The following is a 25987-nucleotide window of genomic DNA, read 5'->3' as shown; positions in this document are numbered from 1 at the left end:
GGAGCTGGAGGGCAAGTGATGAGCCAATCGAACGGAATGACCAACCTGCTCTGGCTGCAAGGCGCGAGCTGCGGCGGTTGCACCATGTCGATCCTCGAAAGCGGCTCTTCCGGCTGGTTCGACGAACTGAGGCAGTTCGGCATCAACCTGCTGTGGCATCCCTCGGTCAGCGAGGAGACAGGCGAGGAAGCGGCCGAGGTGCTCAACTCCGTGCGCGAGGGCAGGGTGCCGCTCGACCTACTGCTCCTCGAAGGCTCCGTTGCCCGCGGCCCGAACGATAGCGGCCGCTTCAACATGCTCGCGGGCACGGGCCGCTCGATCTACCACTGGATGCTAGATCTCGCGCCGCGGGCGGACTATGTCGTTGCGGTCGGAAGCTGTGCCGCCTATGGCGGGGTGCCAGCCGCCGGCGCCAATCCAACCGACGCGGTCGGGCTGCAATTCGAGGGCGCCGATGCTGGCGGCGCGCTCGGCGCAGGCTTCCGCTCCCGGCTCGGCTTGCCGGTGATCAATGTGGCTGGCTGTGCGCCGCATCCGGGCTGGATGATGGAAACCATTTTGGCACTGACGTCCAAGGACTTGTCAGCGACTGACCTCGACACCTATGGCCGACCGAAATTCGTTGCCAACCATCTTGCTCATCACGGCTGCTCCCGCAACGAGTTCTATGAGTTCAAGGCCAGCGCCGAAACCATGTCCGAGCGCGGCTGCCTCATGGAGCATCTCGGCTGCAAGGCGACTCAGGCTGTCGGCGATTGCAACCAGCGCTCCTGGAACGGCGGCGGTTCCTGCACGAAGGGCGGTTATGCCTGCATCGCCTGCACGTCACCTGGCTTCGAAGACGCGCAGAATTTCCTGGAGACCGCCAAGCTTGCCGGCATCCCAGTCGGCTTGCCGACCGACATGCCAAAAGCCTGGTTCGTCGCGCTCGCGGCGTTGTCGAAATCGGCGACTCCGCGGCGCGTGAGGCTGAATGCGACCGCTGATCATGTGGTGGTGCCGCCCGGCCGCACCACGGCCAAGCGCACGCCATGACGAGGATTACGATCGGCCCGTTCAACCGCGTCGAGGGCGATCTCGAAGTCCGCCTCGACGTCGAAAGCGGCCGGGTCCAGCGCGCCGAAGTGACGGCGCCGCTCTATCGCGGGTTCGAGCAAATTCTGGAGGGGCGGCCACCGCTTGATGCGCTGGTGTTGGCGCCGCGCATCTGCGGCATCTGCTCGGTCTCGCAGTCGGTCGCCGCCGCTGCCGCGCTTCGCCATGCGATGGGAACCGAGGCGGCGCCGAACGGTCTGCTCGCCACTAATATCGCGCACGCGGCAGAGAATGCCGCCGATCATCTTACGCATTTCTACATCTTCTTCATGCCTGACTTCGCCCGTGAAGCCTACGCTTCGCAGGATTGGTACCAGGAGACTCGCGAGCGCTTTGCGGCCACCCGCGGCAGTGCGGCGCGCGATGCGCTGCCGGCGCGGGCGCGGCTGCTCGAGACTATGGGAATCATTGCTGGCAAATGGCCACACAGCCTTGCCTTCCAGCCGGGCGGCGCGACGCGCGCGATCGAACTCGGCGAGCGCGTACGGCTGTTGTCGATCGTGACCTCATTTCGCACGTTCCTTGAACGTACAGTGTTCGCCGATACTCTAGAGAACATGCTGTCGCTCTCGACCGCAGACGAGCTCGACCGCTGGCGCGCGGGGCGCAGCGGTGATTTCGCTCATTTCCTCAGGCTTGCCGACAGCCTCGCGCTCAGTGAGCTCGGCAAGGGACCGGGCGTGTTGATGAGCTATGGCGCCTATCAAGGCGCCGATTGCGGACTGTTCCCGCGCGGCATTGTTGGTCCAGACATGGTTGTGGAGCCGTTGCCGCTGAGTCAGATCAGCGAGGACGTTTCCCATGCATGGATGCGGGATTGCTCCTCCGATCCTGCGCACAGCAACACCGTACCTGATCCCGACAAGGCAGGCGCCTATAGCTGGTGCAAGGCGCCGCGGCTTTCGGGCCAGCCGGTCGAGGTCGGGGCGATTGCGCGCCAGACCGTGGCCGGGCAAGCGCTGATAGCCGATCTCGTCGCCCCAAGCGGCACCAATGTCCGCAACCGTGTGATCGCCCGGCTGATCGAGACTGCGCGCATCGCACTTGCGATGGAGCAGTGGACCCGCGCGCTACGACTTTCGGAACCGTTCTGTGCTCCCTCGCAGGAGATGCCCGACGGGGCATATGTCGGTCTCGTCGAGGCCGCGCGCGGCAGCCTCGGGCATTGGGTGGCGGTGCGCGGTGGAAAGATCGAGCGCTACCAGATCATCGCGCCGACCACCTGGAATTTTTCACCGCGCGATTCCCTCGGCGTGGCAGGCCCTCTGGAACAGGCGCTGGTCGGCACCGATGTGGGCGAGGCTGGCGCACGTTCCGTTGCGGTTCAGCATGTCGTGCGCTCGTTCGATCCTTGCATGGTGTGCACTGCGCATTGAAACGGGCTCGGCGGCGTAAACCTCGTTACCGCCTGCAAATCGAATTGTTTCCGCTTCTTTCGTGCAGTGCCGCTCGATCTTCGCGTCTTGCACAATTCAGATCTCGCAACCTTTTGACATTCCTCTAATTTCATTTTGCGCCACGCAGTTGGCCTGCTTCTTGCTGTCCCTAAGCGTCATTGAAAGCCAAAGCTGACGGCGGGAGGATTTATGGGCACGGCGACGGAAACATTTTACAGCGTGATCAGGCGGCAAGGCATCACGCGTCGAAGCTTTCACAAGTTCTGCAGCCTGACCGCGACGAGCCTCGGCCTCGGCCCGCTGGCGGCGAGCCGCATCGCCAATGCGCTCGAGACCAAGCCGCGTGTGCCCGTGATCTGGATGCACGGTCTCGAATGCACCTGCTGCTCCGAGAGCTTCATCCGCTCCGCGCATCCCCTGGTGAAGGATGCGGTGCTGTCGATGATCTCGCTAGACTACGATGACACGATCATGGCGGCCGCGGGCCATCAGGCGGAAGCGATCCTCGAGGAGACCCGTGCCAAGCATAAAGGTCAGTACATTCTGGCCGTTGAAGGTAATCCGCCGCTCAACGAGGGCGGCATGTTCTGTATCGACGGCGGCAAACCATTCGTCGAAAAGCTGAAGATGATGGCCGAGGACGCGATGGCGATCATCGCTTGGGGCGCTTGCGCGTCCTGGGGCTGCGTACAGGCGGCAAAGCCCAATCCGACCCAGGCCACACCGATCGACAAGGTCATCACCAACAAGCCGATCATCAAGGTGCCGGGATGCCCCCCGATCGCCGAAGTGATGACCGGCGTCGTCACCTTCATCACCACCTTCGGCAAGCTGCCCGAGCTCGACCGCCAGGGCCGGCCTAAGATGTTCTACTCGCAGCGCATCCACGACAAGTGTTACCGGCGCCCGCATTTCGACGCCGGCCAGTTTGTCGAGGAGTGGGACGATGAGGCGGCGCGCAAAGGCTACTGCCTCTACAAGATGGGCTGCAAGGGGCCAACGACCTATAACGCCTGCTCAACCGTGCGCTGGAACGGGGGGGTCTCATTCCCCATCCAATCGGGACACGGCTGCATCGGCTGCTCAGAGGACGGCTTTTGGGACAAGGGCTCGTTCTACGATCGCCTCACCAACATCAAGCAGTTCGGCATCGAGAAAAACGCCGATCAGATCGGCATGGCGGCAGCGGGCGCCGTGGGTGCGGCGGTGGCCGCGCACGCCGCCGTCACTGCGGTAAAGCGGCTTGCCAGCAAGCGCGAAGACGCCGGCCACAACAGCTGATCAAAAGACACATTAGGGTAGAAACGATCATGGGTATCCAGACTCCCAACGGCTTCAATCTCGACAATTCCGGCAAACGCATCGTCGTCGATCCCGTGACCCGCATCGAGGGACACATGCGGGTCGAGGTCAATGTCGACGCCGACAACGTGATCCGCAATGCCGTATCGACCGGCACGATGTGGCGCGGGATCGAGGTGATCCTGAAGAACCGCGACCCGCGCGATGCGTGGGCATTTACCGAGCGGATCTGCGGCGTCTGCACCGGCACGCACGCGCTGACCTCGGTGCGCGCGGTCGAGAACGCGCTTGGGATCACCATCCCCGAAAACGCAAACTCGATTCGCAACCTGATGCAGCTCGCACTTCAGGTGCACGACCACGTCGTCCATTTCTATCACCTGCATGCGCTCGATTGGGTCGACGTCGTCTCCGCACTCTCGGCCGATCCGCGCGCGACATCAACGCTAGCCCAGTCGATCTCGAGCTGGCCGCTGTCCTCGCCGGGATACTTCAAGGATCTGCAGACCCGGCTCAAGAAGTTCGTCGAGTCCGGACAGCTCGGTCCGTTCAAGAACGGCTATTGGGGCAGCAAAGCCTACAGATTGCCGCCCGAGGCCAATCTGATGGCGGTCGCGCATTATCTGGAGGCGCTCGATTTCCAGAAGGAGATCGTCAAGATCCACACCATCTTCGGCGGCAAGAATCCGCATCCAAACTGGCTCGTCGGCGGCGTGCCCTGTCCGATCAACGTAGATGGGACAGGTGCTGTCGGTGCCATCAACATGGAGCGGTTGAACCTGATCTCCTCGATCATCGACCGCATCATGGAATTCAACGAAATGGTCTACCTGCCTGACGTGGCCGCGATCGGTTCGTTCTACAAGGACTGGCTCTATGGTGGAGGCATTTCGGGTCAGAACGTGCTCGCCTATGGCGACGTGCCAGAACATGCCAACGACTATTCAGCCAAGAACCTGAAGCTGCCACGAGGCGCCATCATCAACGGCAATCTCTCCGAGGTGCTTCCGGTCGATCACGCCAATCCCGACGAGATCCAGGAGTTCGTGGTCCACTCCTGGTACAAGTATCCCGACGAAACCAAGGGCCTTCATCCTTGGGATGGCATCACGGAGCCGAACTACGAACTCGGACCCAATGCAAAGGGTACCAAGACCGCGATCGAACAGCTCGACGAAGGCGGCAAATATTCTTGGATCAAGGCGCCGCGCTGGAAGGGACATGCCATGGAGGTCGGCCCGCTCGCGCGCTGGGTCGTCGGCTATGCGCAGAACAAGGCGGAGTTCAAGGATCCCGTCGACAAATTCCTGAAGGATCTCGATCTACCAATGTCGGCGCTGTTCTCGACGCTCGGCCGCACCGCGGCGCGCGCGCTCGAATCTGTTTGGGCCGGACGCCAGATGCGCTATTTCCAGGACAAGCTCGTTGCCAATATCAAAGCCGGCGACAGCTCGACCGCGAATGTCGACAAGTGGAAACCGGAGAGCTGGCCGAAGGAAGCCAAGGGCTTTGGCTTCACCGAGGCCCCGCGCGGCGCGCTCGCGCACTGGATCAAGATCAAGGAAACCAAGATCGACAACTACCAGTGCGTGGTACCGACGACCTGGAACGGCTCGCCGCGCGATCCGCAAGGCAACATCGGCGCGTTCGAAGCCTCGCTCATGAACACGCCGATGGTTAATCCCGAGCAGCCGCTCGAGATCCTGCGCACGATCCATTCCTTCGATCCGTGCCTTGCCTGTTCGACGCACGTCATGAGCCCGGACGGCCAGGAACTCGCCAAGGTCAAGGTCAGGTAGGAGGCGGCCATGATGGATGCAATTGCTCCCCCGGTGGAAAGCGAGCCGGACCTGACGGCGATCGCGGCCGATGCTGCTGGCGAGCATGCGGTGGGCCGGCCCACCGTCTATGTCTACGAAGCGCCGGTGCGCATCTGCCATTGGGTGAACGCGTTCTCGATCATCATCCTGATGGTCACCGGGTTTCTGATCGGGACGCCGCTGCCGGCGGTCGAGGGGGAGGCGTCGGCCAACTTCGTGATGGGCTATATGCGCTTCGCCCATTTCGCGGCGGGGCAGGTGCTCGCGGTGTTCTTCCTCGCGCGTATCCTGTGGGCCTTCACCGGCAACCACCATTCCCGGCAGATCTTCTATCTGCCGGTGCATCGCCGGCAATTCTGGAAGGAAGTCTGGCACGAGATCCGCTGGTACGCCTTCCTGGAACGTCAGCCGAAGATGTATGTCGGGCACAACCCGCTGGCGCAGACCGCGATGTTCACGGGCTTCACGTTGTTCGTGACCTTCATGATCGTGACCGGCTTTGCGCTCTATTCGGAAGGAGAAGGCATCGATAGCTGGCAGCACAAACTGTTCGGCTGGGTGTTCTCGATCTGGCCGAACAGCCAGGACGTTCACACCTGGCATCATCTGGGCATGTGGGCGCTGGTCGTGTTCGTGATGGTACACATCTACGCTGCGATCCGCGAGGACATCATGTCACGCCAGAGTATCATCTCCTCGATGATCTCGGGCGAACGGCAATTCCGTGACTGAAACTGGAACGATCTCGATGTTGAACGCCCCAAACGACGACCACATCTTGGTGCTCGGCATCGGCAACATCCTGTGGGCCGATGAAGGCTTTGGCGTGCGCGCGGTGGAGGACTTCCACCGCCGCTACGCCGTGCCTGATAATGTCACGATTCTCGATGGCGGAACGCAGGGGCTCTATCTCGTCAACTATCTGGAGGACGCTGATCGCTTGCTCGTGTTCGATGCCATCGATTATGGTCTGCCGCCAGGCAAGCTGAAGCTCGTGCGCGGCGACGAGGTGCCACGCTTCACCGGCGCGAAGAAGATGAGTCTGCATCAAACCGGCTTCCAGGAGGTGATCAGCGCAGCCGACCTGCTCGGCCGCTGCCCGAAGCACCTCGTCCTGATCGGCTGCCAACCGCTCGATCTCGAAGACTGGGGAGGTCCATTGACGGCGTCCGTACGCGATCAGATCGCACCGGCCATCGAGCTTGCCTGCAAAGTTCTGGCCGAGTGGGGCATCGAGGTGAAGCTGCGCGATACGCCGTTGGCAGACTCCGAGCGCCTGCTCGCCAACGACATCGACCATGCGAGTTACGAGATGCGGCCGGCCTGACCGCCGGAGCGTGCCGGAGAAGACGGATGTGCCTTGGACTGCCGATGACTATCGTCGAGACCGATGGAATTTCGGCTTTGTGCGAGTTTCGCGGCGAGCAACGCCGCGTCTCCGTGCTTCTGCTCTCGCATCCTCCGGCCGGTGCCCACGTGCTGGTCTACATCGACACGGCGATCCGCCTACTTGAGAAAGAAGAAGCGTGCCTGATTGCGGCTGCCATCGACGGTCTCGGTGCAGCGCTCGACGGCAACGATTTCGACTGCTTCTTCGCCGATCTGATCGACCGCGAACCGCAATTGCCTGCGCACCTCCTGACTGATTAAGCGGGTTGTCATCCTAGAATGACTTGGCCGGCTGACCTCAGCCGCTGGCCGAGGTGCTCGCCGGAAGACAAGTTTCTAGTCTGGAAAGAAGGCTTTCGTTTGTAGTGGAAAGTAGCTTATCATTCGCATCCACTCGGCTTGATGGCGTTGAAAATAGATCAGTGAATTCAACTACATAAATCCTGACTGTCCCTGGCACGCAGCTTGCTAACACTATCCCGATCAGAAAGATAAGTCTGTTTTGGGAGGTCAAATGGAATTCCAGGTAGGACGGCATGATCTCAGTCGGCATGGCCTCAATGAGGTCGATGTCGCGACCGTCGATCATTTTCTTAAACATGCCGACCAAGCCGGTGCTGTCGCCGTGCTGCTATCGGCGGGTAATCCCAACCGTTTTCCGGAGGCCATTGATGTCGCCGTAGTGCTGCCTGAGCTGGTTACGGCGTTCGGAGGCCGCCTGCGCGCCGCGATCATTGCACCCCATGCCGAAGAGGCGCTTGGCGAACGTTTCGGGGTGCGAGTGCAGCCGACCCTTATCTTCGTGGCCAAGGGCGAGACGCTGGGGCTGATCGCCAAGATCCAGGATTGGTCAGTCTATGTCGACCGCATCACTAAGCTGATCGACCGCCCGCGCGGGCAAAGCGCAGCCATTGCCGTTACCATTGTTCCCCAGCATCGCGCAAAAGGTGTCGAGCTATGAAGGTCGGATTCTGGGATGCGCCGGAAGGCGCCGAGCAACCCGTCAGCGTGTTCCCTATCGGAGAAGAGAGTCTCAATGCCTCAAGTGGCAGCCTGACGGCGGCCGGCGCACTCGCAAGACTCGCAACATTAGACAGTGTCGAGCTCGCTAAGAACTGCCCCAAAGCCGTCACGCTGCTCTCCAACATCGCGGAGGCCATTGCAGGTCAAAGGGCGGACGCACCCTCGCAACTGTTCCGGCTCGGCAATCTCAACGATCTCGAAAGCAAGCTCGTCGCCGATGTTCTCGGCGAGGGGGAGGTCGGCGGCGTCGTAGCGCTGCCGGACGGATCGCTGGCGCAGATTCAAGAATCGGTGCTCGCAGGGATCTGGCGTGTCAGGATCGAAACTGACGCGGCTTCCGAATATATTGAAGTAGGCGCTGTTCCCGAGATCGTCAGACGCGCAGCAGCCGATCTGACAGCCGCCGATTTCGAAATCGGACAGGCCCCTGAAGGCGCCATGAACGTCCTACCGGTGCTCGCCGAGATCCGCGAGCGGGCGCTAGCCTGGCGTCCTGGCATCCGCTCGCAGATCATCAATTTCACTCTGTTGCCGATGAGCCCGGTGGATATGAGCTTTTTGCAGGAGACTATTCGGAACGGGCCGATCCAGCTTGTCTCGCGCGGCTATGGCACCTGTCGGGTGCTGTCGACTGGCATTCGCAATGTCTGGTCGGTGCAGTTTTTCAACGCCATGGACACCATCATCCTCGACACGCTGGAAGTTGGCGGGGTACCCACGGTTGCGCTTGCTGCAGACGAAGATTTCGAGGATTCCGCCGAACGGCTCCAAGAAATCATTGAGGCATATTTCAAATGAGCGCCTTTGAGAACTTTGGCGTGCGCCAAGACGTCACTGAGGCTGCGCGGCTTGAATGCGGCATCTGTTGGACCGTCTATGATCCGGCCGATGGTGATGCGGTGGCGCAGATCGCACCCGGCACACCGTTCTCACTTCTGCCGGAGGAGTGGCGATGCCCCAACTGCGACGCCCCGAAATCGAAGTTCATGGCGATCGAAACATGACTGCCAGCGCGCCAAGCTCTCCCAGCGACGCCGACGCGGTGACATGGGGCGAGCTATTGGCAGGAATGTATCGCCAGATCGGCGAGCGCGCGATGCGCGATTTGCCAATCTACAACGAGGCCCTCGATGTTGAGGCCATTGGTTTCCGTCGCTTCGAGGGAACGTTTGTCGGCATCATGGTCACTCCTTGGTTCATGAACGTGGTGATGCCGGCGAGCGCCGCTGGGGATAGGTCGGGCGCGACCGTGCGTATTCGCTTTCCAGCCGGTGATATCGAATTTACCCTCAGCGAGGTGCAAATGGGCCGCATCGCTAGCTGCTCGCTGTTCTCGCCAATGTTCCAATTTGCGGACATGGCATCGGCGCGAGCAACGGCTGACGCCGCTCTTGCCGAGCTGATGCTGCCGGCCGACAGCGAGGAGGCGGTCCGCCGGCGCGAACCACCGACGACCCCGATTGATCGTCGGAGCTTCCTGCGCGGTACCTTGACGGAGCGGCCGGGATGAGTCGCCCCTTTCGAAACGAAATTGACATAATGGTGTGGCTCACTGGTACCACAATTTCGGACGTTGCTATCCGGCCACGGAGCCGGCCTCCCCTGACGAGGCTGTTTGCCGGAAAGCCGGCAAGCGCGCTCATCCCTGTGCTGCCGCGCCTGTTCTCCTTATGCTCGGTCGCCCACCAAGTGGCCTTCCTTTCAGCAATCGAGGCGGCGCAGGGGCTGGAGACGATCAAGCCGATAGCGATGCATCGTCTCACGGCCGTTGTCGCCGAGCGCTTAACTGAATTGATACGCGGCCTGTTCGTCGCAGGCCTCGAACTCGATCAGGAGAGCGCACCCGCAGTGCGAAGCATGATACAGGCGAGCACCACTCTCAGTGGTGCGGTTGAAACCGTGCCAGATACCGTGCGCCGCGATGTCATTGCACACGTCAAGGCTGCGCTCCGCGCGCTCGGAGTTTCGGGTGAACACCAGCCTCCGGCGCCAGGCAGCGTACTTTCCACCTATCTGACGCGCTGCGATCGTGAGGTGATGTCATTGCCGGCGGCCGACCAATTCTTTCTGACCCCCGCTGACGATCTTGAGATCGTGACGCGCCTCATGGCTGAAGGGACGGCTTATTCCGAAGCGCCGGAACTCTGCGGGAAGGTTCCGGAAACGGGCGTCTGGGCGCGGCGGGCGCAGCGCGAACAGATTTTGTCCTTAAGTGCTAGCGGCGCCGCGCGCGTGAGAGCGCGCATCGACGAGATCGCCCGGCTCACCTGTTGGCTGGACGCCAGGCGGGACGCTCCCGATAATGGCGTCGTTGCGAGCTATCGGCTCGGCGAGCGCCGGGGCGCAGCGGCAGTGGAATGCGCCCGAGGCCGGCTCCATCACGCGGTTAAGCTCGATGAGGAAGGACGTATCGTCGGCTTCGAATATATCGCTCCGACCGAGTGGAATTTTCACGAACGCGGACCGCTGGTGCGAAGCCTCAAGGGCGCGCTCCTCTCCGCCGGCCGGCAGGGCCAAGACGCGGTGCGGACACTTGTCGGGGCGTTCGACCCCTGCGTCGGATTCAGCGTCAGCTTCCGCGAGGCCAGCCATGCATGAGATGGCCTTGTGCGAGGGCATCATCGGGATCGTCGAGGAAGAGGCGCGCAAGCGCTCGTTCTTGCGAGTGAAGGCGGTGTGTTTAGAGATCGGTGCGCTCAGCCATGTCGCGCCGGACGCAATGCAATTCTGCTTCGAGGCCGTCGCGGCGCGGACCATCGCGCAAGGCGCAAGACTCGAGATCATCGCGACGCCGGGCACGGCCTGGTGCATGGCCTGCTCGCAAAACGTCGAGATCAAGCAGCGCTACGAGCCGTGTCCATCCTGCGGCAGCTATCAATTGCAGGTCACCGGCGGCGAAGAGATGCGTGTGAAGGAACTGGAGGTCGACTGATGTGTACGGTCTGCGGCTGCAGCGACGGCAAAGCGTCCAACGAACATACGCATGATCATAATCAGGATCACGAGCACGCTCATGGAGGTCATCATCACCACCATGGCCCCGGTCACCATCACCACCACCATCACGACGGAAGCCACGATCATGGGCCTGGCGATACGGGCCTGCTCGACTGCAGTGCAGACGCCGCCGGCCAACAGATCGCGGGCATGAGCAGCGATCGCATCATCCAGATCGAACGCGATATTCTCGGCAAGAACGACAGACTCGCCGCCGACAACCGCGCTCGCTTCCGTGCCGACGGCGTGCTCGCCTTCAACTTGGTTTCGAGCCCCGGAGCCGGCAAAACCTCGCTGCTAGTCCGCACCGTCAGTGAGCTGAAGGACAGTTTCCCGATCGGCGTGATCGAGGGTGACCAGCAAACCTCCAACGATGCCGAGCGCATCCGCGCAACCGGCGTGCCGGCGATCCAGGTCAACACCGGAAAGGGCTGCCATCTCGACGCGGCCATGGTCGGTGAAGCCTATGACCGGCTGCCCTGGCTGAACGGTGGGGTCGTGTTCATCGAGAATGTCGGTAATCTCGTCTGTCCGGCGGCATTCGACCTCGGTGAAGCCTGCAAGATCGTGGTGTTCTCGACCACCGAAGGCGAGGACAAGCCGCTGAAATATCCGGACATGTTCGCTGCCTCCGCGCTTATGCTGATCAACAAGATCGATCTTGCGCCCGTGCTCGATTTCGACCTCGCCAGGACCATCGAATATGCGCGGCGGGTCAATCCCAGGATCGAGGTGCTGACGGTGTCGGCGCGCACCGGCGAAGGCTTCCTGGCCTTCTATGCCTGGCTCCGCAAGCGGGCTTCGAAGGCGAAGCCGGCCGAGATGACGGCAGCGGAGTGAGGATGAGCGACAAGGCCACAGCGCGGGACGGACAGCGGCTGCGCCTGCATGTGCGTGGCGCCGTGCAGGGCGTCGGCTTTCGTCCCTACGTCTATGGTCTCGCCACCCGCTATCGCCTCGGCGGCTTCGTCGCCAACGATCCGAACGGCGTTCTTATCGAAGTCGAAGGCGAGCGGGCGTCCGATTTCGTCGCCGCGCTGCCACTGGAAAAGCCGCCGCTTGCCAGGATCGACGAGATCTCGGTTCAGCCGATCGGCGCCGCCGCCACCGAGGAGTTCTCGATTCGCACCAGCGAGCAGGGTAGGGTGTCGACGCGCATCGTCGCGGACGCCGCGACTTGCCGGGAATGCCTGAGCGAGCTGTTCGATCCGGCAAGCCGATTCCACCGCTATCCCTTCATCAACTGCACGCATTGCGGTCCGCGCTACACCATCGCCGAGCGGCTGCCCTATGATCGTCCGGCCACCGCAATGAAGCGCTTTGCGATGTGCGCAGCCTGTGCCGCTGATTATGCTGACCCCGGCAGTCGCCGCTTCCATACCGAGGCGATTGCGTGCCCGCGATGCGGGCCGCGGCTCAGCCATGGCATCGCCGAGATCGCCGCCGCCGTCGCGGGCGGCAAGATTGTCGCGATCAAGGGCCTCGGCGGTTATCAGCTCATCTGCGATGCTCACAATGATGCGGCCGTGCGGCAACTGCGCCTGCGCAAGCAGCGCGATCAGAAGCCCTTCGCCGTCATGGTCGGTACGCTGGAGGCAGTCGCCGAGTTCGCCGAGGCCGACGCTGTCGAACTTGCGCTGCTCGAGTCACGGCCGCGGCCGATCGTGTTGCTGACGTCGCGCGGGCGCCTTGTGCAGTCAATCGCGCCGGAGCTGGCGCGCATCGGCATCATGCTGCCGGTCGCACCGCTTCACCACCTGATTTTCGATGCGCTGAATGCGGCGCATGCGCCGGTCGGCGAGAGCTGGGCGATTGTCGCGACCAGCGCCAATCTCAGCGGCGAGCCGCTGCTGATCGATAATCGCGAAGCGGAGCAACGACTTGCCGGCATCGCCGATCTCATCGTCACGCATGACCGCGACATCGTCACCCGCGCCGATGATTCCTTGGCTGCGGTGGTCGCCGGACGGCCCCAGTTCATTCGGCGTGCGCGAGGCTATGTCCCGGAGCCTGTCCGGCTTGCGCGCTCGGTGGCGCCCCTGCTTGCCGTCGGCGGAGCGCTGAAGTCGACGGTGGCGGTGACGCGCGGCAACGAGGCCTTTGTCTCCCAGCACATCGGCGACCTCGACACCGCAGAAGGCATCCGATTCTTCGAGGAAACTGTGGACCATCTGCTGTCTACCCTCGACGTCGAGCCTGTCGCCCTGATCCACGACTTGCATCCGAACATGGCATCGACCCGTTTCGCCGAGGCACGCGGGACCAGGCTGATCGCGGTCCAGCACCATCACGCCCATGCGGCCTCGGTGATGGCGGAGCATGGCATCGCAGGTCCGGTGCTTGCCTTAGTGCTTGACGGGTTCGGCTACGGCAGCGACGGCGGCAATTGGGGGGGCGAACTGCTTGCCTGTGAAGGCGCGCGGTTCCGGCGGCTCGGGCATCTGGCGCCGCTGAAGATGCCGGGCGGCGATCGGGTCGCGCGCGAGCCGTGGCGGATGGCCGCCAGCGTGCTGCACGCGCTTCGGCGCGGCGATGCGATTGCGTCTCGCTTTGCGGCACAGCCGCAGGCCGCGCGCCTATCGGCTCTGCTCGAACAACCCGGTATGCCCACGACGACCAGCGCCGGCCGGCTGTTCGATGCGGCCGCAGGGCTGCTCGGGGTCTGCACCGTACAAACCTACGAAGGCGAGGCTGCCATGAAGCTAGAGGCGCGGGTCCGCGAGCCGCGCGTTGTGTCCGGCGGCTGGGTGATCGAGAATGGCGTGCTGTCGCTGCTCCCATTGCTCGACCGTCTGGTGGTCGATGCGCCGGATCCCACCGACGGGGCCGGGCTGTTTCACGGCACCTTCGCTGCCGCTTGCGTCGATTGGATCTCCCAAGCGGCTCGTGAGACCGGACTTGAGACCGTCGCCTTGAGCGGCGGCTGCTTCCTGAACGCCCGCCTCAGCACCGGGATTTCGCGCGGTTGCATCGCTGCCGGGCTCACCCCGCTCTTGCCGCGCCAACTGCCGCCGAATGATGGCGGCCTAAGCCTGGGTCAGGCCTGGATCGCGGGGCTGCAACTTCTCGAACACCAAGGCTTAGAAGGAACCGCCTGATGTGTCTTGCCATACCCGCCGAGGTGACAAAGCTCCTGCCTGACGACATGGCCATTGTGTCCATCGACGGCGTCAGCAAGGAGATCTCCGTCGCGCTCATCGAGGATCTCGCCATCGGCGACTACGTGATCATCCATGTCGGCTACGCGCTTACCAAAATCGATCCGGAAGAGGCGCAACGGACGCTGGAATTGCTGCACGAGCTTAGCGCCGAGGCCCTGGGAGCCATGCCATGAAGTATGCCGACGAGTTCCGCGACAAGGAGATCGCGCTCGGGCTTGCGAACGCGATCCAGTCCGAAGCAGATCCGCAGCGCCCCTATCGCTTCATGGAATTCTGCGGCGGCCACACGCATGCGATCTCGCGTTATGGCCTGGAGGACATGCTGCCTAAAAACGTGCGGATGATCCACGGTCCGGGTTGCCCGGTTTGCGTACTGCCGGCGGGGCGCATCGACATGGCGATCCGACTGGCCGAACGGCCCGAAATCATCTTCTGCGTCTATGGCGATCTGATGCGCGTGCCGGGCTCGCAAGGCGCCTCGTTGCTGAAGGCAAAGGCGAAAGGCGCCGACATCCGCATGGTCTATTCCACCATCGATGCGCTCAGGATCGCCGAGGAGAATCCGCAGCGCCAGATCGTATTCTTCGCCATCGGCTTCGAAACGACGACGCCGCCCACTGCGGTCATGATCCGTTTGGCCGAAAAGAAGCAGCTCGCCAATTTCAGCGTCTTCTGCAACCACGTGCTGACGCCGCCGGCGATGCAGAACATCTTGGAGAGCCCGGATATTCGCAACATCGGCCGGGTCGAGATCGACGGCTTTGTCGGACCTGCGCATGTCTCGACTATTATCGGGACGGCTCCTTACGAGTTCTTCGCGGAAGAATTCGGCAAGCCGGTCGTGATCTCGGGCTTCGAGCCTCTCGACATGATGCAGGCGATCCTGATGCTGGTGCGGCAGGTCAATGAGAACCGGCACGAGGTCGAGAACCAGTACAGCCGCGCTGTAAAGCGTGACGGCAATCTGCGCGCCAAGGAGGAGGTCTCCGACATTTTCGAGCTGCGCGACCAGTTCGAATGGCGCGGGCTCGGGCAGGTACCCTATAGCGGCCTGAAGCTGAAGCGCGCTTTCGCGAAATACGATGCCGAAGCGCGCTTCGACATGAAGGAGCTCCGCGTTGCCGACAATCCGGCCTGTGAATGCGGCGCCATCCTGCGCGGCGTGAAGAAACCGGTCGATTGCAAGCTGTTCGGCACGGTCTGCACGCCGGAAACGCCGATAGGGTCTTGCATGGTCTCGTCCGAGGGCGCCTGCGCTGCGCACTGGACCTATGGCCGCTTCCGCGACCATCAGCAGAGGCGGGCATCATGAAGGCCCATCAACGCAAGCTCGACATCAAGAACGGCTGCGTAGACCTGTCCCACGGCTCTGGCGGCCGCGCGATGGCACAGCTGATCTCGGGTCTTTTCCACTCGGCCTTCGGCAACGAATGGCTGGCGCGCGGCAATGACCAGTCGGCCTTCGATGTCGCAGCCGGACGCATGGTCATGACGACCGACGGTTACGTGGTCTCGCCGCTATTCTTCCCGGGCGGCAATATCGGCTCGCTCGCCGTGCACGGCACGGTCAACGACATCGCCATGGCCGGCGCGCGGCCGCTCTACCTCTCGGCGAGCTTCATCATCGAGGAGGGCTTTCGCTTCTCCGACCTGAAGATGATCGCGGAATCTATGGGCGAGGCGGCGCGCGCGGCCGGCGTCCATATCATCACGGGCGATACCAAGGTGGTCGAGCGCGGCAAGGCCGACGGCCTCTTCATCTCGACCGCCGGCGTCGGCGTCGTACCCGATGGCCTCGATCTATCCGCCGAGAAGGCTCGCGTCGGCGATCGCGTCCTGATCTCCGGCACGCTCGGGGACCACGGCGTCGCTATCATGTCGAAGCGGCAGAACCTCGCCTTCGAGACCGAGATCGTCTCGGACTCAGCCTCGCTGCATGATCTCGTGGCAAAGATGGTCACCGCAGGCGGAGAGGGCATCCGCCTGATGCGCGATCCGACCCGCGGCGGGCTAGCCGCCGCGCTCAACGAGATCGCCCAGCAGTCTGGCCTCGGCTTCCGTGTGCAGGAGGAGGCGATCCCAGTGAAGCCGGGCGTGGCCGCGGCCTGCGAACTGCTGGGCCTCGACCCGCTCTATGTGGCCAACGAAGGCAAGCTGGTTGCAATTGTGGCCCCGGAGGCGGCCGCTGCCGTGCTCGCGACGATGCGCGCGCATCCGCTCGGCTGTGATGCGGCCGACATCGGCGAGGCCGTGGCCGACGATCACCATTTCGTGCAGATGGCGACGAGCTTTGGCGGTGGCCGGATCGTCGACTGGCTGTCGGGCGAACAACTGCCGAGGATCTGCTGAGGCCGGTCATGCGCATCCTGCTTCTCACGCACTCCTTCAACAGCCTGACGCAACGGCTCCACGTCGAGCTCAGGGAGGGCGGCCACGAGGTCTCGGTCGAGCTGGATATCCACCCCGACGTTACGCGCGAAAGCGTGGCGCTGTATCAGCCAGATCTGGTGATCGCGCCGTTCCTCAAGCGCGCAATCCCCGAAGATGTCTGGCGTAGCGTGCGCTGCCTGATCGTCCATCCCGGTCCGCCCGGCGACCGCGGTCCGGCGGCGCTCGACTGGGCGATTCTGGAAGGTGTTTCCAATTGGGGCGTGACTGTGCTTCAGGCCGACGGCGGGTTCGACGCTGGTCCGATCTGGGCTTTCAGAACCTTCCCGATGCGGTGCGCGGCTAAATCCAGCATCTACCGCAACGAGGTCACGACGTGCGCGGTCGCGGCGGTGCTCGAAGCCATTGCAGCAATCGAAGCCGGACAGCCGACACCGTCGCCGATGCCTGCCGATGATCCCCGCATTCGGGTGCGCGGGCCCTGCCGGCAGGCCGACCGGATGATCGATTGGCAGCACGACACGAGCGAGACCGTCCTGCGCAAGATCCACAGTGCAGACGGAATGCCGGGCTTGGTCGACAGCTTGTTCTTCAAAGATGTCAGGCTGTTCGACGCCCACGAGGCGCGCGGCATCTCCGGTGTGCCCGGAACCATTGTGGCGCATTGCGATGGAGCCTTGGCCCGGGCCACGGTCGATGGTGCCGTCTGGATCGGCCATGTGCGGCAGCTTGTACCGAAAAGCCTGAAACGATCCGCAGCAAAGGTCTTTGCGGAGCAGGCGATGCGCCTGCCGTACCGACCCGATTGCGGCTATGCGCCCATACGATATCGCGAGCAGGGCGAGGTCGGCGAGTTGCAGTTTTCCTTTTACAATGGCGCCATGGCGACCTCTGACTGCGAAGCGTTGTTGAACGCCTACCGAGCTGCGCTGGCCCGCCCAACCAAGGTGCTTCTCCTGACCGGTGGACGTGATTACTGGTCCAACGGCATTCACCTCGCCGAGATCGAGGCGGCTGACAGCGCTGCGGACGAGTCTTGGCGCAACATCAATGCGATCGACGATCTTGCGCACACTGTCATCGAGACCACCGATCGGCTCGTCGTTTCCGTCATTCGCGGCAACGCCGGGGCGGGAGGGGTATTTTTAAGTCTCGCTGCCGACGAGGTCTGGGCGAGCGATCAGGTCGTCCTGAATCCACATTATAAGGACATAGGCAATCTCTTCGGCTCGGAATACTGGACTTATCTGCTGCCGCGCCGCGCGGGTGCAGCGAACGCCACCCGGATCACGCAATGCCGCCTGCCGATGGGCGTGGCAGAGGCGGGGCGCCTTGGCATCATCGATCGTGCTCTGTCGGGCGGGGAGCTGGCGGAGGGCCGCCTCATGAGCCTTGCCGCGAGCATGGCGGCGGATGAACGCTTTGCGACGCGTCTTGCTGACAAGCAGCGACGTCGCGCAGCGGACGAAGCCCACAAGCCCTTGCAGGCCTATCGCGACGAGGAGCTGCGGCGGATGCGGCTTAATTTCTACGGATTCGATCCGAGTTACCACGTCGCCCGCTACAACTTCATTCACAAGGTGCCGAAGTCGCGCACGCCACTCACAATCGCACCCCATAGGTCGCCTCGCGCGCTCGACAAATCTACCCGCATGGCGGTGCGCATATGAGCTTCCAGGGTACTATTTTGGTAGTCGACGACGAGGTCAGGTCACAGGAGGCGCTACGCCGCGTCCTCAACGAGGATTTTGAGGTACTCTGCGCCGGCAGCGCAGCAGACGCTGAAAAGCTGCTCGAAGGGGAGATCGTCCACGCCATCATCTGCGATCAGCGCATGCCGCACGAATCCGGCGTCAGTTTCCTCAAGCGGGTGCGCGAGCTCTGGCCCGATCCGGTTCGCATGATCATCTCCGGCTATTCGGAATCGGACGACATCATCGCAGGGCTCAATGAGGCGGGCATCTATCAATACATCACGAAGCCCTGGCAGCCGGACCGGCTGATCGACATTGTCAAGGAGGCGGTCCAGCTCTATCGGCTTCAGAAGGAGACAGAGACCGCAGGGGTCGACGTCAAAGCAACGCCCGAGCACATCAAGAGGGTCGTTTCGGTCAAGCGCGGCGCAGCTAAGCATCTCTATGACTTCAACCGAATTGTGCACGCCCCGGACAGCCCGATGCATGCGGTCATTGAACTCGGCCGGCGGGCGGCCGAATACGACATCTCCGTGCTGATCACGGGCGAATCCGGAACCGGCAAAGAGCTGCTGGCACGCGCGATCCACTACGGCTCAGCCCGAGCCGGTAAGGCTTTCGTCGTTGAGAACTGTGGGGCGCTGCCTGACGAGCTCCTCGAAAGCGAGTTGTTCGGGTGTAAGAAGGGCGCTTTCACAGGCGCCTACCAGGATCGCATCGGTCTGTTCGAAGTTGCCGATGGCGGTACCATCTTCCTTGATGAAATCGGAGAGACCTCGCCGGCGTTTCAGGTGAAGCTGCTCCGCGTGCTGCAGGAGAGCGAGATCCGTCCGCTGGGCGCGCAACGTGTAAGGAAAGTCGACGTCCGTGTGGTGGCAGCCACCAATCGGGATCTTGAGGCCGAGGTGGAGGCGGGCCGCTTCCGCCGTGATCTCTATTACCGGCTGGCGGCGTTCCCGGTTCACATGCCGGCGCTTTGGGAGCGGCCGATGGATATACCCTTGATCGCAGAAGGAGTACTGTCTCAAGTCAAGACTTCCTTCAACCGGCCAGGTCTGCGCTTTGCCTCCGCTGCTCTTGAGGGCTTCGTCAAATACCTTTGGCCAGGGAACGTGCGCGAACTGCAGAACGAGATCCAGCGTATGGCCGTGCTGGCTGACTCGGACGAATTGCAGGCTCCCACGCTGCTCGGCCGGCGCAACGGCAGGCGGACCGCCACGGGGGTCATACAGAACCTGAACGGCGCAGCGAGCCTGAAGGACAGGGTGGAGGATCTGGAGAAGTCGGTTATCATCAACTCCCTGGAGAAGTATGAGGGCAATATCAGCCGGGTTGCCAGCGAGCTCGGCCTGTCCCGGGTAGGCCTGCGGAACAAGCTGTCCAGGTATGATTTGAGAAAAAATGGCAAAGGCGACGCATTCTCCTGACGGATCCGACTCGCTGCTCAAGTTGATCAGCGATCGCGGTGCTATCGAGTTCGACCACGAGCGTGAGGGCGCTTGGATCGAAGTCATCCGCAAGATGGATGAGGTTTATTCCGACCTATTGCGTTATGAGGTCGATCTGGAACACAAGAATGCCGAGCTCGAGGAAGCTCAAGCATTTGTCACCAACGTCATCGAATCTGTCTCTGATATCCTCATCGTTTGCGACGCGAAAGGCCAGATCCAGCAAGTCAATTCCGCTTTACAGCGCACGCTTGACCGCGCCAATGACGAAATCGTCGGCTGGAGGATGGCAGACATCATTGACGCTGCCGATGGCGCCAAGCTCATGTCGCTCCTCAAGCCTCGGAGCCCGTCCGAGGTTGTGGATGGCGAACTCCGTTTCTTGACCGAAGGCGGCAGCTCAGACCTGTTCGCAATCAACAGCTCGCCCCGACACGACCATCGGGGCCGCTTCATTGGCGTGGTTCTGACTGGAAGGCCTATCGGCGAGCTTCGCCGAGCCTATGAAGCATTGCACACGGCTCATCAGGAGCTACAGCGAGTGCAGCGTCAATTGGTAGAACAGGAGAAAATGGCAAGTCTCGGCCGACTGGTGGCCGGTGTCGCTCACGAACTTAATAATCCCATCAGCTTCGTCTATGGAAACGTGCACACCTTGATGCGCTATCGCACGGCGCTGACATCCTACCTTGATGCCGTCCACGGCACATCGATAAGCTCCGAAGCTGCAGCCTTGAAGAAAAGCCTCCGCATTGACGCCATTCTAGAGGATCTCGGCCCGCTCCTGGACGGGACAATGGAAGGCGCCGTGCGCATTAGCGAAATTGTAAAAAACTTACGCCGGCTTTCCCTCAGCAAGCTCGGGGAGTTTGATCGCGTCAACATCGAGCCTCTGATCAACACCGCCGTGCTCTGGGCAGTCCGCACGAAGCAGGTTCGCCTCGACATTCACATGGACATCGAGGCGGATCTTTGGACTTGCGGGAATGAAGGGCAGCTCCACCAGGTTATCGTAAATCTCGTCGAAAACGCAATTGACGCGACGCGCGGCACTCAGGAGCCACGGCTAAAGATATCGGCTCGCCGCAATCAGAACGAGATCCTGATTCGTTTGTCCGATAACGGGCCCGGGATCGAACAGCACAACATAGGTCGCATATTTGAGCCGTTCTTTACGACCAAGCGCGTTGGAGAGGGCACCGGGCTCGGCCTTTGGATCAGCTACGGAATCGTGCGCGAACATGGTGCCGAACTGACTGTTGTCAACGCACCAGAGGGAGGGGCAATATTCTCCTTCGCTCTCCCGGCGGCGTAGAGTTAGTCAGGGCTGCGACGGTTCGGCGCCGCTTCCGCCCTCAGGGCTTCTAATTTACTCGCTAGCGCGAGGTTCGGCCGCTGGCCAGGCTGTCGGCCAAGCCGGATGCGGAGGCTGTCGGCGCGAGATTAACGATCTCGACGTCCTGGAGCGCTAGCGCGTACGACCACATTCGACGTTCTCGTCAACAAGGCCGGTCAGTCGCAGCGTAGCAACATCCTAGACCTTGCGTCTGACGAAATCCACGCGCTGCTCGACGTCAATCTGCGCGCGGCACTGCACGTGAAACGGCTGATCGTGACAAGAATGCCGATGCGCGCCGCTACGTGGTTGACGTCTGGTCGGTCGCTGGCCACTACGCCTTTCCAGAACGCCCTGGCTTTCTTCATCCCTAGCCATCATGCCACCAAGGCCAGCGTATTGCGCGTTCGCGGGCTGAGCCCCGTTCTTTACTGATCTCGCGCTCGCGTCACCGAGATCTCGCCCGGTCGTGTGGCGACAAGCATCTTTAAGTGCGTTCGATACACTTCAACTCCGAGGACATCGCCCATGCCGTTGCCATCGCGCAGGTGTCACGGAAAGAGCACCTCCCTTTCCCGCTCCGGAGCTCTAATAATGGAGACCGCCATCGAGACTGCCGCTCAGCGGTTCGCGAGGCCCCGCAACGCACAATCAATGGATGGCGCGTTTTGTCCTAGCATGGGCCATTTTTTGTGCTGAGGGTCGGCCTATGCCTTGGATGCATACTGACCTTGATAGAATGAATTTGATCCAAAATAGCCCGCCCCTTAGCGTTGCTAATTAGCACCGTCGAGCTGTGGCGGCAGGAAAGCAACACTTTACGAGTTGCGAAACTGCCGCCCAGCTTCCCGTGTCGAGCCCAAGCACGCTTCGCGGTTTGCCGTGCTGGCCAATGGAAGACGTCGGTGCCGCGTCATTGAGGTCTAATTTCCTACCCTCAACAGCACGCGGCCGAGTGAAACACGTGCCCCTGAAGGCAAGGGCTACCAATAGGGAGGAGAAATAGATGGGACCGTGGCGAGTAAACGGGTTCACCAGTCAAATCGCGAAAGTTGTTGCCCTATCAGCAATTGTAGGGCTTTCCATTGCCTCCTGGAGGGTAGTGAGTGCAGCAGAGATCCAGGTGCCCGACGCAGTCAAAACGGCGGGAGTCCTGCGCATGGGTCTCAGCAATGCATTGCCACCGCTGCAGTTCAAGGATCCGGAGACGGGCGAATTCAGAGGGATGAATGTAGATATTGGCCGGGAAATCGCAGCACGTTTGGGCGTCAAGGCCGAATTCAATGAAATGCTATTTGCGCAGTACATCCCGTCACTGCAGACCGGTCGGATCGATATCATCATGGGTGGACTTAGCGACCTCCCTGAACGTCATTCCATTATGGAGATGGTCGATTACTTCAGGGATTTCTATCAGGTCTACGCACTTTCCAATTCTCAGCTAAAGGAGTTGTCCGATCTTTGCGGTAAGCGGGCCGGCGCCATTCGGTCCACTGTTTGGTACAAAGTGATGCTTGCAAAGAGCGAGTCGGACTGCGTTCAGAAGGGAATGCCGGCTGTGAAGTTGATTGGCACCGAATCAACGCCAGATACGCGGCTGCAGCTAACGCAAGGCCGAATTGATGCAGCACTGCAGGGCTTCGTCGAGGTTCCTTACATGATTGCGGAGTCCAAAGGCCTTTACAAGACGATCGGCGAGCCCTTCGCGCCAGAATTCAAGGCAATTGGTGTGCGTAAGGGCGATGTCGCGCTGCGTGACGCGATCGCCGACGCTCTGGATGCGATGATTAAGGACGGCACTTATGCAAAGATCCTGGCTAGATATCAGTTGAGCAAACTCGCTATTTCGGAAGTATATCTAAATTCGGAACCGCGAAAATGAGCGCGGTGTCAAACAAGCCTGTACGATCGAGCAGCGGTTCCTCCACTCTCTTTTCACGGCCCGATCTGTCGTTGGTCGAGATCGTGCCGCCGCGTTACGTCGGCCGCTGGATAATGGGCGTACTAGTTCTTGGTCTGTTGGTCCTTATTGTAAGGGCCTTCGCTAACGCGCAGATCGAATGGAACGTTGTTGCCAAATACTTAGCGGCGCCTACAATTCTCGCGGGCTTCTGGCATACGATGATCTTGTCCGTGCTGGCGATGATTGTCGGTGTCGCGCTCGGCTTGGCTATCTCGATTATGCGAATGTCGGATAATCCGCTCCTAGTCATCGTCGCATTTGGCTACCAATGGTTCTTTCGCGGGACGCCGGTAATCCTCCAGCTTCTGATTTGGTATAATCTAGCCTTAATCATCCCAGTCATCGGCATTCCCGGTCTGTGGACGGCCCCGACTGTCGATGTCATCACGCCCTTTTGGGCCGCGCTGCTTGGCCTTGGCATCAATCAGGGTGCCTATACCTCGGAGGTCATTCGCGCCGGAATCCTCTCGGTTGATGCGGGCCAGCACGAAGCGGCACAGTCGATTGGCATGACCCGTCTACACGCGCTCTGGAGAATCGTCCTACCTCAAGCAATGCGCGTGATAGTTCCGCCGATTGGTAACGAGTTTATTGGAATGGTAAAAATGACGTCACTCGCCAGCGTGATCCAGTACACCGATTTACTTTACAGCGCACAGAACGTGTACTTCGTCAATCAGCGCGTGATTGAGCTACTGATCGTAGCAGGCGCTTGGTATCTCCTCGCTGTCTCCATTCTCACGCCGCTTCAGTTGCTGCTCGAATGGCGGTTCGCGCGGGGAACATCTGTCGTGAGGGTCCGATGACCAAGCCTTTGCTCTCAATGAGAAGAGTTAAGAAGCGGTATGGAAATCTACAAGTTCTGGACGGCGTCTCCCTCGACGTCATGCCCAATGAAGTAGTGTGTTTGATCGGCTCATCAGGCTCAGGCAAAACGACGCTCTTGAGATGTATTAATCAACTGGTTTCCGTCGACTCAGGACATATCTGGATAGACGACGAAATCGTGGGCTATCGCCAAGTGGGGTCGCAATTGCGGCCACTAGGCGGTGCGGAACTCGCCCGCCAGCGGACGAAGACCGCGATGGTGTTTCAACGATTTAATCTCTTTCCCCATATGACTGCTCTTGACAATGTCATTGAGGGACCCGTGCGTGTCTTAAAGCGCAATAAGGCTGACGTCGTTTGTGAGGCGGAAGCCCTCCTAGCACGCGTAGGCTTATCCGAGAAGCGTAACGCGTACCCTTCCAGCCTGTCTGGCGGCCAGCAACAACGTGTGGCCATCGCGCGGGCTATGGCTATGCACCCGCGCCTTATGCTCTTCGACGAGCCGACATCTGCACTCGATCCTGAACTCGTTGCCGAAGTCCTCGCGGCGATGAAGGAATTGGCACGCACCGGCATGACTATGGTGGTCGTTACGCACGAACTTGGATTTGCGAGCGAGGTCGCAGATCGCGTGATCTTTATGGAACAAGGCCAAATCGCAGAAGAAGGCACTGCCCGAGAGGTTCTTATGCACCCCAAGGGCGCAAGGACCAAAGAGTTCATTTCGGCGGTGCTCGATTAACACGCAGCATCTCTACATACGACCAGAGAGGAATTGAGGAACGAAATGGCAAAGGAAATCGCTTTCGCCGCACTCATACATGCAGCCGGTAGCGCAAGTGCCGCGTGGCGCCATCCAGATACGGATCCAAAGAAGGCGTTGAGTCTTCAGTACTACACAGAGCTCGCAAAGCTATGTGAAGCAGGCCGCTTCGATCTGATGTTTCTAGCGGACAGTCCGGGCGTTGATGTCGACAATCTCCACGCAATGGCGCAATGGCCACGCGGGCAAAACGTACTTGAGCCCTTGACGCTTCTCTCTGCGCTAGCTGCGAGCACAGAAGAGCTTGGCCTCGGCGCCACGGTATCTGCGAGCTTCACTGAGCCGTTTAATATCGCCCGGCAATTCGCATCGCTCGATCACCTTTCGGGAGGGCGAGCAGCGTGGAACGTTGTGACGACTGCAAACCAGTATTCATGCCGCAACTATGGCTATAAGACGATGCCGCCACACGACGAGCGCTATGCCAGAGCCAGAGAAGCCCTGGAGGTGGTCCGAGCTTACTGGGATACTTGGGACGATGATGCCTTCATCTTCGACAAGGCAAGAGCTATGAACTTCGATCCGAACCGATTTCACCACGTTCGATACGAAGGGAAACATTTCAAGGTACAAGGCGGACTCAATATTGCACGTGCTCCGCAGGGGCAACCCGTCATTATCCAGGCGGGCGCGTCCTCGGTGGGTAGGGAATTTGCCGCAGAAACCGCTGAGGTCGTCTTCGGAACGGGCGCAACTCTTGAGGAGGCTGCGTCCCTCTACAAGGATATCAAAAGCAGGATGGCGAAGTACCGCCGTGATCCTTCCGAACTTAAGGTACTCGCCGGCTTCCGCGCGATGGTCGGTTCAACCGAAGCAGAAGCGAAGGAAAAGCTTCGCCTACTAAACAGTGTGATGCCGATTGAAGCCAAGGTCGCGTATGTCAGTACGGACCTTGAAGTCGACCTGTCGAAGCTGCCACTGGACGAACTCGTTCCCGAACAGATGATCCCGACTTCCTCAAACCTTCATCAGGGTTATTTCAATATACTTGCGGACATGATCCGATCGCGTAAATTCACGCTAAGGGAGATTGCACAGCGCTACGAACGCGGATTCGAGATTTTCTGTGGCACTCCAAGCCAGATCGCCGACGAGATGGAACGTTGGATCGACAATGAAGCTGGAGATGGGTTTATGATAACGTTCCCTTACATGCCGACCTGCCTGGAAGATTTTGTGTCGATGGTAGTCCCCGTGCTCCAGGAACGCGGACTTATGCGCAAAAGCTACCGCGGCAAGACACTTCGCGAAAACCTCGGGTTACGCTATCCCAAAAACGTCAATACGAAACGTCCAGCTACAGGCGTTCCATAAGAGATCTCG

25 protein-coding genes and 1 pseudogene are annotated in these 25987 nt (G+C 60.9%); all 26 read left to right on the top strand.

Annotated elements, in window-relative coordinates; translation table 11 throughout:
• Positions 1-18: 18 nt before the first annotated feature.
• The 26 genes and pseudogenes from XH89_RS37910 to XH89_RS37785 all read left to right on the top strand — a co-directional run bounded on the left by XH89_RS37910 (position 19) and on the right by XH89_RS37785 (position 25978).
• Positions 19-1035: a HupU protein gene (locus tag XH89_RS37910; protein WP_128929510.1), complete on the top strand. Its 1017-nt coding sequence runs from the start codon at positions 19-21 to the stop codon at positions 1033-1035.
• Positions 1032-2471, top strand: coding sequence for a nickel-dependent hydrogenase large subunit (locus tag XH89_RS37905; RefSeq protein WP_128929511.1), 1440 nt, complete (start codon positions 1032-1034; stop codon positions 2469-2471). The genes XH89_RS37910 and XH89_RS37905 overlap by 4 nt, the downstream gene beginning before the upstream one ends.
• Before the next feature lie 210 nt (positions 2472-2681).
• Positions 2682-3773, top strand: coding sequence for a hydrogenase small subunit (locus tag XH89_RS37900; RefSeq protein WP_128929512.1), 1092 nt, complete (start codon positions 2682-2684; stop codon positions 3771-3773).
• Between the two features lie 29 nt (positions 3774-3802).
• Positions 3803-5593, top strand: a complete 1791-nt coding sequence (locus XH89_RS37895; RefSeq protein ID WP_128929513.1) for a nickel-dependent hydrogenase large subunit — start codon at positions 3803-3805, stop codon at positions 5591-5593.
• Between the two features lie 9 nt (positions 5594-5602).
• The gene (gene cybH / locus XH89_RS37890) at positions 5603-6346 is read left to right on the top strand and encodes a Ni/Fe-hydrogenase, b-type cytochrome subunit (protein ID WP_128929514.1); all 744 of its coding nucleotides are present in this window, start codon (positions 5603-5605) and stop codon (positions 6344-6346) included.
• Between the two features lie 16 nt (positions 6347-6362).
• A complete protein-coding gene (locus tag XH89_RS37885; RefSeq protein WP_128955163.1) occupies positions 6363-6941 on the top strand; it encodes a HyaD/HybD family hydrogenase maturation endopeptidase in 579 nt (192 codons plus the stop codon).
• 26 nt (positions 6942-6967) lie between these two features.
• Entirely contained in the window at positions 6968-7264 is a 297-nt protein-coding gene (locus tag XH89_RS37880; RefSeq protein ID WP_128929516.1) for a HypC/HybG/HupF family hydrogenase formation chaperone, read from the top strand.
• 253 nt (positions 7265-7517) lie between these two features.
• Entirely contained in the window at positions 7518-7964 is a 447-nt protein-coding gene (locus XH89_RS37875) for a hydrogenase accessory protein (protein WP_128929517.1), read from the top strand.
• The gene (locus XH89_RS37870; RefSeq protein WP_128955164.1) at positions 7961-8824 is read left to right on the top strand and encodes a hydrogenase expression/formation protein; all 864 of its coding nucleotides are present in this window, start codon (positions 7961-7963) and stop codon (positions 8822-8824) included. Before XH89_RS37875 ends, XH89_RS37870 begins: the two co-directional genes overlap by 4 nt.
• On the top strand, positions 8821-9030 hold the full coding sequence (locus tag XH89_RS37865) for a rubredoxin (RefSeq protein WP_128929519.1): 210 nt from the start codon (positions 8821-8823) through the stop codon (positions 9028-9030). Before XH89_RS37870 ends, XH89_RS37865 begins: the two co-directional genes overlap by 4 nt.
• Positions 9027-9536: a [NiFe]-hydrogenase assembly chaperone HybE gene (gene hybE, locus XH89_RS37860; RefSeq protein WP_128929520.1), complete on the top strand. Its 510-nt coding sequence runs from the start codon at positions 9027-9029 to the stop codon at positions 9534-9536. Before XH89_RS37865 ends, hybE begins: the two co-directional genes overlap by 4 nt.
• Positions 9533-10624: a nickel-dependent hydrogenase large subunit gene (locus XH89_RS37855; protein ID WP_128929521.1), complete on the top strand. Its 1092-nt coding sequence runs from the start codon at positions 9533-9535 to the stop codon at positions 10622-10624. Before hybE ends, XH89_RS37855 begins: the two co-directional genes overlap by 4 nt.
• Positions 10617-10958, top strand: coding sequence for a hydrogenase maturation nickel metallochaperone HypA (gene hypA / locus XH89_RS37850; protein ID WP_128929522.1), 342 nt, complete (start codon positions 10617-10619; stop codon positions 10956-10958). Before XH89_RS37855 ends, hypA begins: the two co-directional genes overlap by 8 nt.
• Entirely contained in the window at positions 10958-11863 is a 906-nt protein-coding gene (gene hypB / locus XH89_RS37845) for a hydrogenase nickel incorporation protein HypB (protein ID WP_128955165.1), read from the top strand. The genes hypA and hypB overlap by 1 nt, the downstream gene beginning before the upstream one ends.
• 2 nt (positions 11864-11865) lie before the next feature.
• Positions 11866-14121, top strand: a complete 2256-nt coding sequence (gene hypF, locus XH89_RS37840; RefSeq protein WP_164933597.1) for a carbamoyltransferase HypF — start codon at positions 11866-11868, stop codon at positions 14119-14121.
• Entirely contained in the window at positions 14121-14357 is a 237-nt protein-coding gene (locus XH89_RS37835) for a HypC/HybG/HupF family hydrogenase formation chaperone (protein ID WP_128929525.1), read from the top strand. Before hypF ends, XH89_RS37835 begins: the two co-directional genes overlap by 1 nt.
• Positions 14354-15496: a hydrogenase formation protein HypD gene (gene hypD / locus XH89_RS37830; RefSeq protein WP_128955166.1), complete on the top strand. Its 1143-nt coding sequence runs from the start codon at positions 14354-14356 to the stop codon at positions 15494-15496. Before XH89_RS37835 ends, hypD begins: the two co-directional genes overlap by 4 nt.
• Entirely contained in the window at positions 15493-16533 is a 1041-nt protein-coding gene (hypE, locus tag XH89_RS37825; RefSeq protein WP_128929527.1) for a hydrogenase expression/formation protein HypE, read from the top strand. Before hypD ends, hypE begins: the two co-directional genes overlap by 4 nt.
• Positions 16534-16541: 8 nt before the next feature.
• Positions 16542-18242 (top strand): hydrogenase maturation protein, encoded by a 1701-nt coding sequence (locus XH89_RS37820; protein ID WP_128955167.1) that lies wholly within the window; start codon positions 16542-16544, stop codon positions 18240-18242.
• A complete protein-coding gene (locus XH89_RS37815; RefSeq protein ID WP_128929529.1) occupies positions 18239-19693 on the top strand; it encodes a sigma-54 dependent transcriptional regulator in 1455 nt (484 codons plus the stop codon). Before XH89_RS37820 ends, XH89_RS37815 begins: the two co-directional genes overlap by 4 nt.
• A complete protein-coding gene (locus XH89_RS37810) occupies positions 19668-21029 on the top strand; it encodes a sensor histidine kinase (RefSeq protein WP_128929530.1) in 1362 nt (453 codons plus the stop codon). Before XH89_RS37815 ends, XH89_RS37810 begins: the two co-directional genes overlap by 26 nt.
• Before the next feature lie 213 nt (positions 21030-21242).
• Positions 21243-21485: pseudogene (locus XH89_RS42230) on the top strand (hypothetical protein); the annotation flags it as partial.
• Positions 21486-22056: 571 nt separating this feature from the next.
• Positions 22057-22932, top strand: a complete 876-nt coding sequence (locus tag XH89_RS37800; RefSeq protein ID WP_128929531.1) for an ABC transporter substrate-binding protein — start codon at positions 22057-22059, stop codon at positions 22930-22932.
• Positions 22929-23819, top strand: coding sequence for an amino acid ABC transporter permease (locus XH89_RS37795; protein ID WP_128955168.1), 891 nt, complete (start codon positions 22929-22931; stop codon positions 23817-23819). Before XH89_RS37800 ends, XH89_RS37795 begins: the two co-directional genes overlap by 4 nt.
• A complete protein-coding gene (locus XH89_RS37790; protein WP_128929533.1) occupies positions 23816-24583 on the top strand; it encodes an amino acid ABC transporter ATP-binding protein in 768 nt (255 codons plus the stop codon). The genes XH89_RS37795 and XH89_RS37790 overlap by 4 nt, the downstream gene beginning before the upstream one ends.
• Positions 24584-24628: 45 nt before the next feature.
• Positions 24629-25978, top strand: coding sequence for an LLM class flavin-dependent oxidoreductase (locus XH89_RS37785; RefSeq protein WP_128929534.1), 1350 nt, complete (start codon positions 24629-24631; stop codon positions 25976-25978).
• The last annotated feature ends 9 nt before the right edge of the window (positions 25979-25987 follow it).

The organism is Bradyrhizobium sp. CCBAU 53340 (genome assembly GCF_015291645.1).
Classification (GTDB): domain Bacteria; phylum Pseudomonadota; class Alphaproteobacteria; order Rhizobiales; family Xanthobacteraceae; genus Bradyrhizobium.
Note: the sequence above shows the minus strand (reverse complement) of the source record. Positions and strands in the feature narration are given on the sequence as shown.

Excerpts from the sequence above, each read along its gene's own strand:
- cybH (WP_128929514.1), top strand. The coding sequence starts at position 5,603 with ATGATGGATGCAATTGCTCCCCCGGTGGAAAGCGAGCCGGACCTGACG.
- XH89_RS37905 (WP_128929511.1), top strand. The coding sequence starts at position 1,032 with ATGACGAGGATTACGATCGGCCCGTTCAACCGCGTCGAGGGCGATCTC.
- XH89_RS37815 (WP_128929529.1), top strand. The coding sequence starts at position 18,239 with ATGAGCTTCCAGGGTACTATTTTGGTAGTCGACGACGAGGTCAGGTCA.
- hypF (WP_164933597.1), top strand. The coding sequence starts at position 11,866 with ATGAGCGACAAGGCCACAGCGCGGGACGGACAGCGGCTGCGCCTGCAT.
- XH89_RS37810 (WP_128929530.1), top strand. The coding sequence starts at position 19,668 with ATGGCAAAGGCGACGCATTCTCCTGACGGATCCGACTCGCTGCTCAAG.
- XH89_RS37900 (WP_128929512.1), top strand. The coding sequence starts at position 2,682 with ATGGGCACGGCGACGGAAACATTTTACAGCGTGATCAGGCGGCAAGGC.
- hybE (WP_128929520.1), top strand. The coding sequence starts at position 9,027 with ATGACTGCCAGCGCGCCAAGCTCTCCCAGCGACGCCGACGCGGTGACA.
- hypD (WP_128955166.1), top strand. The coding sequence starts at position 14,354 with ATGAAGTATGCCGACGAGTTCCGCGACAAGGAGATCGCGCTCGGGCTT.
- XH89_RS37855 (WP_128929521.1), top strand. The coding sequence starts at position 9,533 with ATGAGTCGCCCCTTTCGAAACGAAATTGACATAATGGTGTGGCTCACT.
- XH89_RS37785 (WP_128929534.1), top strand. The coding sequence starts at position 24,629 with ATGGCAAAGGAAATCGCTTTCGCCGCACTCATACATGCAGCCGGTAGC.
- XH89_RS37820 (WP_128955167.1), top strand. The coding sequence starts at position 16,542 with ATGCGCATCCTGCTTCTCACGCACTCCTTCAACAGCCTGACGCAACGG.
- XH89_RS37885 (WP_128955163.1), top strand. The coding sequence starts at position 6,363 with ATGTTGAACGCCCCAAACGACGACCACATCTTGGTGCTCGGCATCGGC.
- XH89_RS37910 (WP_128929510.1), top strand. The coding sequence starts at position 19 with ATGAGCCAATCGAACGGAATGACCAACCTGCTCTGGCTGCAAGGCGCG.
- XH89_RS37795 (WP_128955168.1), top strand. The coding sequence starts at position 22,929 with ATGAGCGCGGTGTCAAACAAGCCTGTACGATCGAGCAGCGGTTCCTCC.
- XH89_RS37800 (WP_128929531.1), top strand. The coding sequence starts at position 22,057 with ATGGGACCGTGGCGAGTAAACGGGTTCACCAGTCAAATCGCGAAAGTT.
- XH89_RS37835 (WP_128929525.1), top strand. The coding sequence starts at position 14,121 with ATGTGTCTTGCCATACCCGCCGAGGTGACAAAGCTCCTGCCTGACGAC.
- XH89_RS37875 (WP_128929517.1), top strand. The coding sequence starts at position 7,518 with ATGGAATTCCAGGTAGGACGGCATGATCTCAGTCGGCATGGCCTCAAT.
- XH89_RS37790 (WP_128929533.1), top strand. The coding sequence starts at position 23,816 with ATGACCAAGCCTTTGCTCTCAATGAGAAGAGTTAAGAAGCGGTATGGA.
- hypE (WP_128929527.1), top strand. The coding sequence starts at position 15,493 with ATGAAGGCCCATCAACGCAAGCTCGACATCAAGAACGGCTGCGTAGAC.
- XH89_RS37865 (WP_128929519.1), top strand. The coding sequence starts at position 8,821 with ATGAGCGCCTTTGAGAACTTTGGCGTGCGCCAAGACGTCACTGAGGCT.
- XH89_RS37880 (WP_128929516.1), top strand. The coding sequence starts at position 6,968 with ATGTGCCTTGGACTGCCGATGACTATCGTCGAGACCGATGGAATTTCG.
- hypB (WP_128955165.1), top strand. The coding sequence starts at position 10,958 with ATGTGTACGGTCTGCGGCTGCAGCGACGGCAAAGCGTCCAACGAACAT.
- XH89_RS37870 (WP_128955164.1), top strand. The coding sequence starts at position 7,961 with ATGAAGGTCGGATTCTGGGATGCGCCGGAAGGCGCCGAGCAACCCGTC.
- XH89_RS37895 (WP_128929513.1), top strand. The coding sequence starts at position 3,803 with ATGGGTATCCAGACTCCCAACGGCTTCAATCTCGACAATTCCGGCAAA.
- hypA (WP_128929522.1), top strand. The coding sequence starts at position 10,617 with ATGCATGAGATGGCCTTGTGCGAGGGCATCATCGGGATCGTCGAGGAA.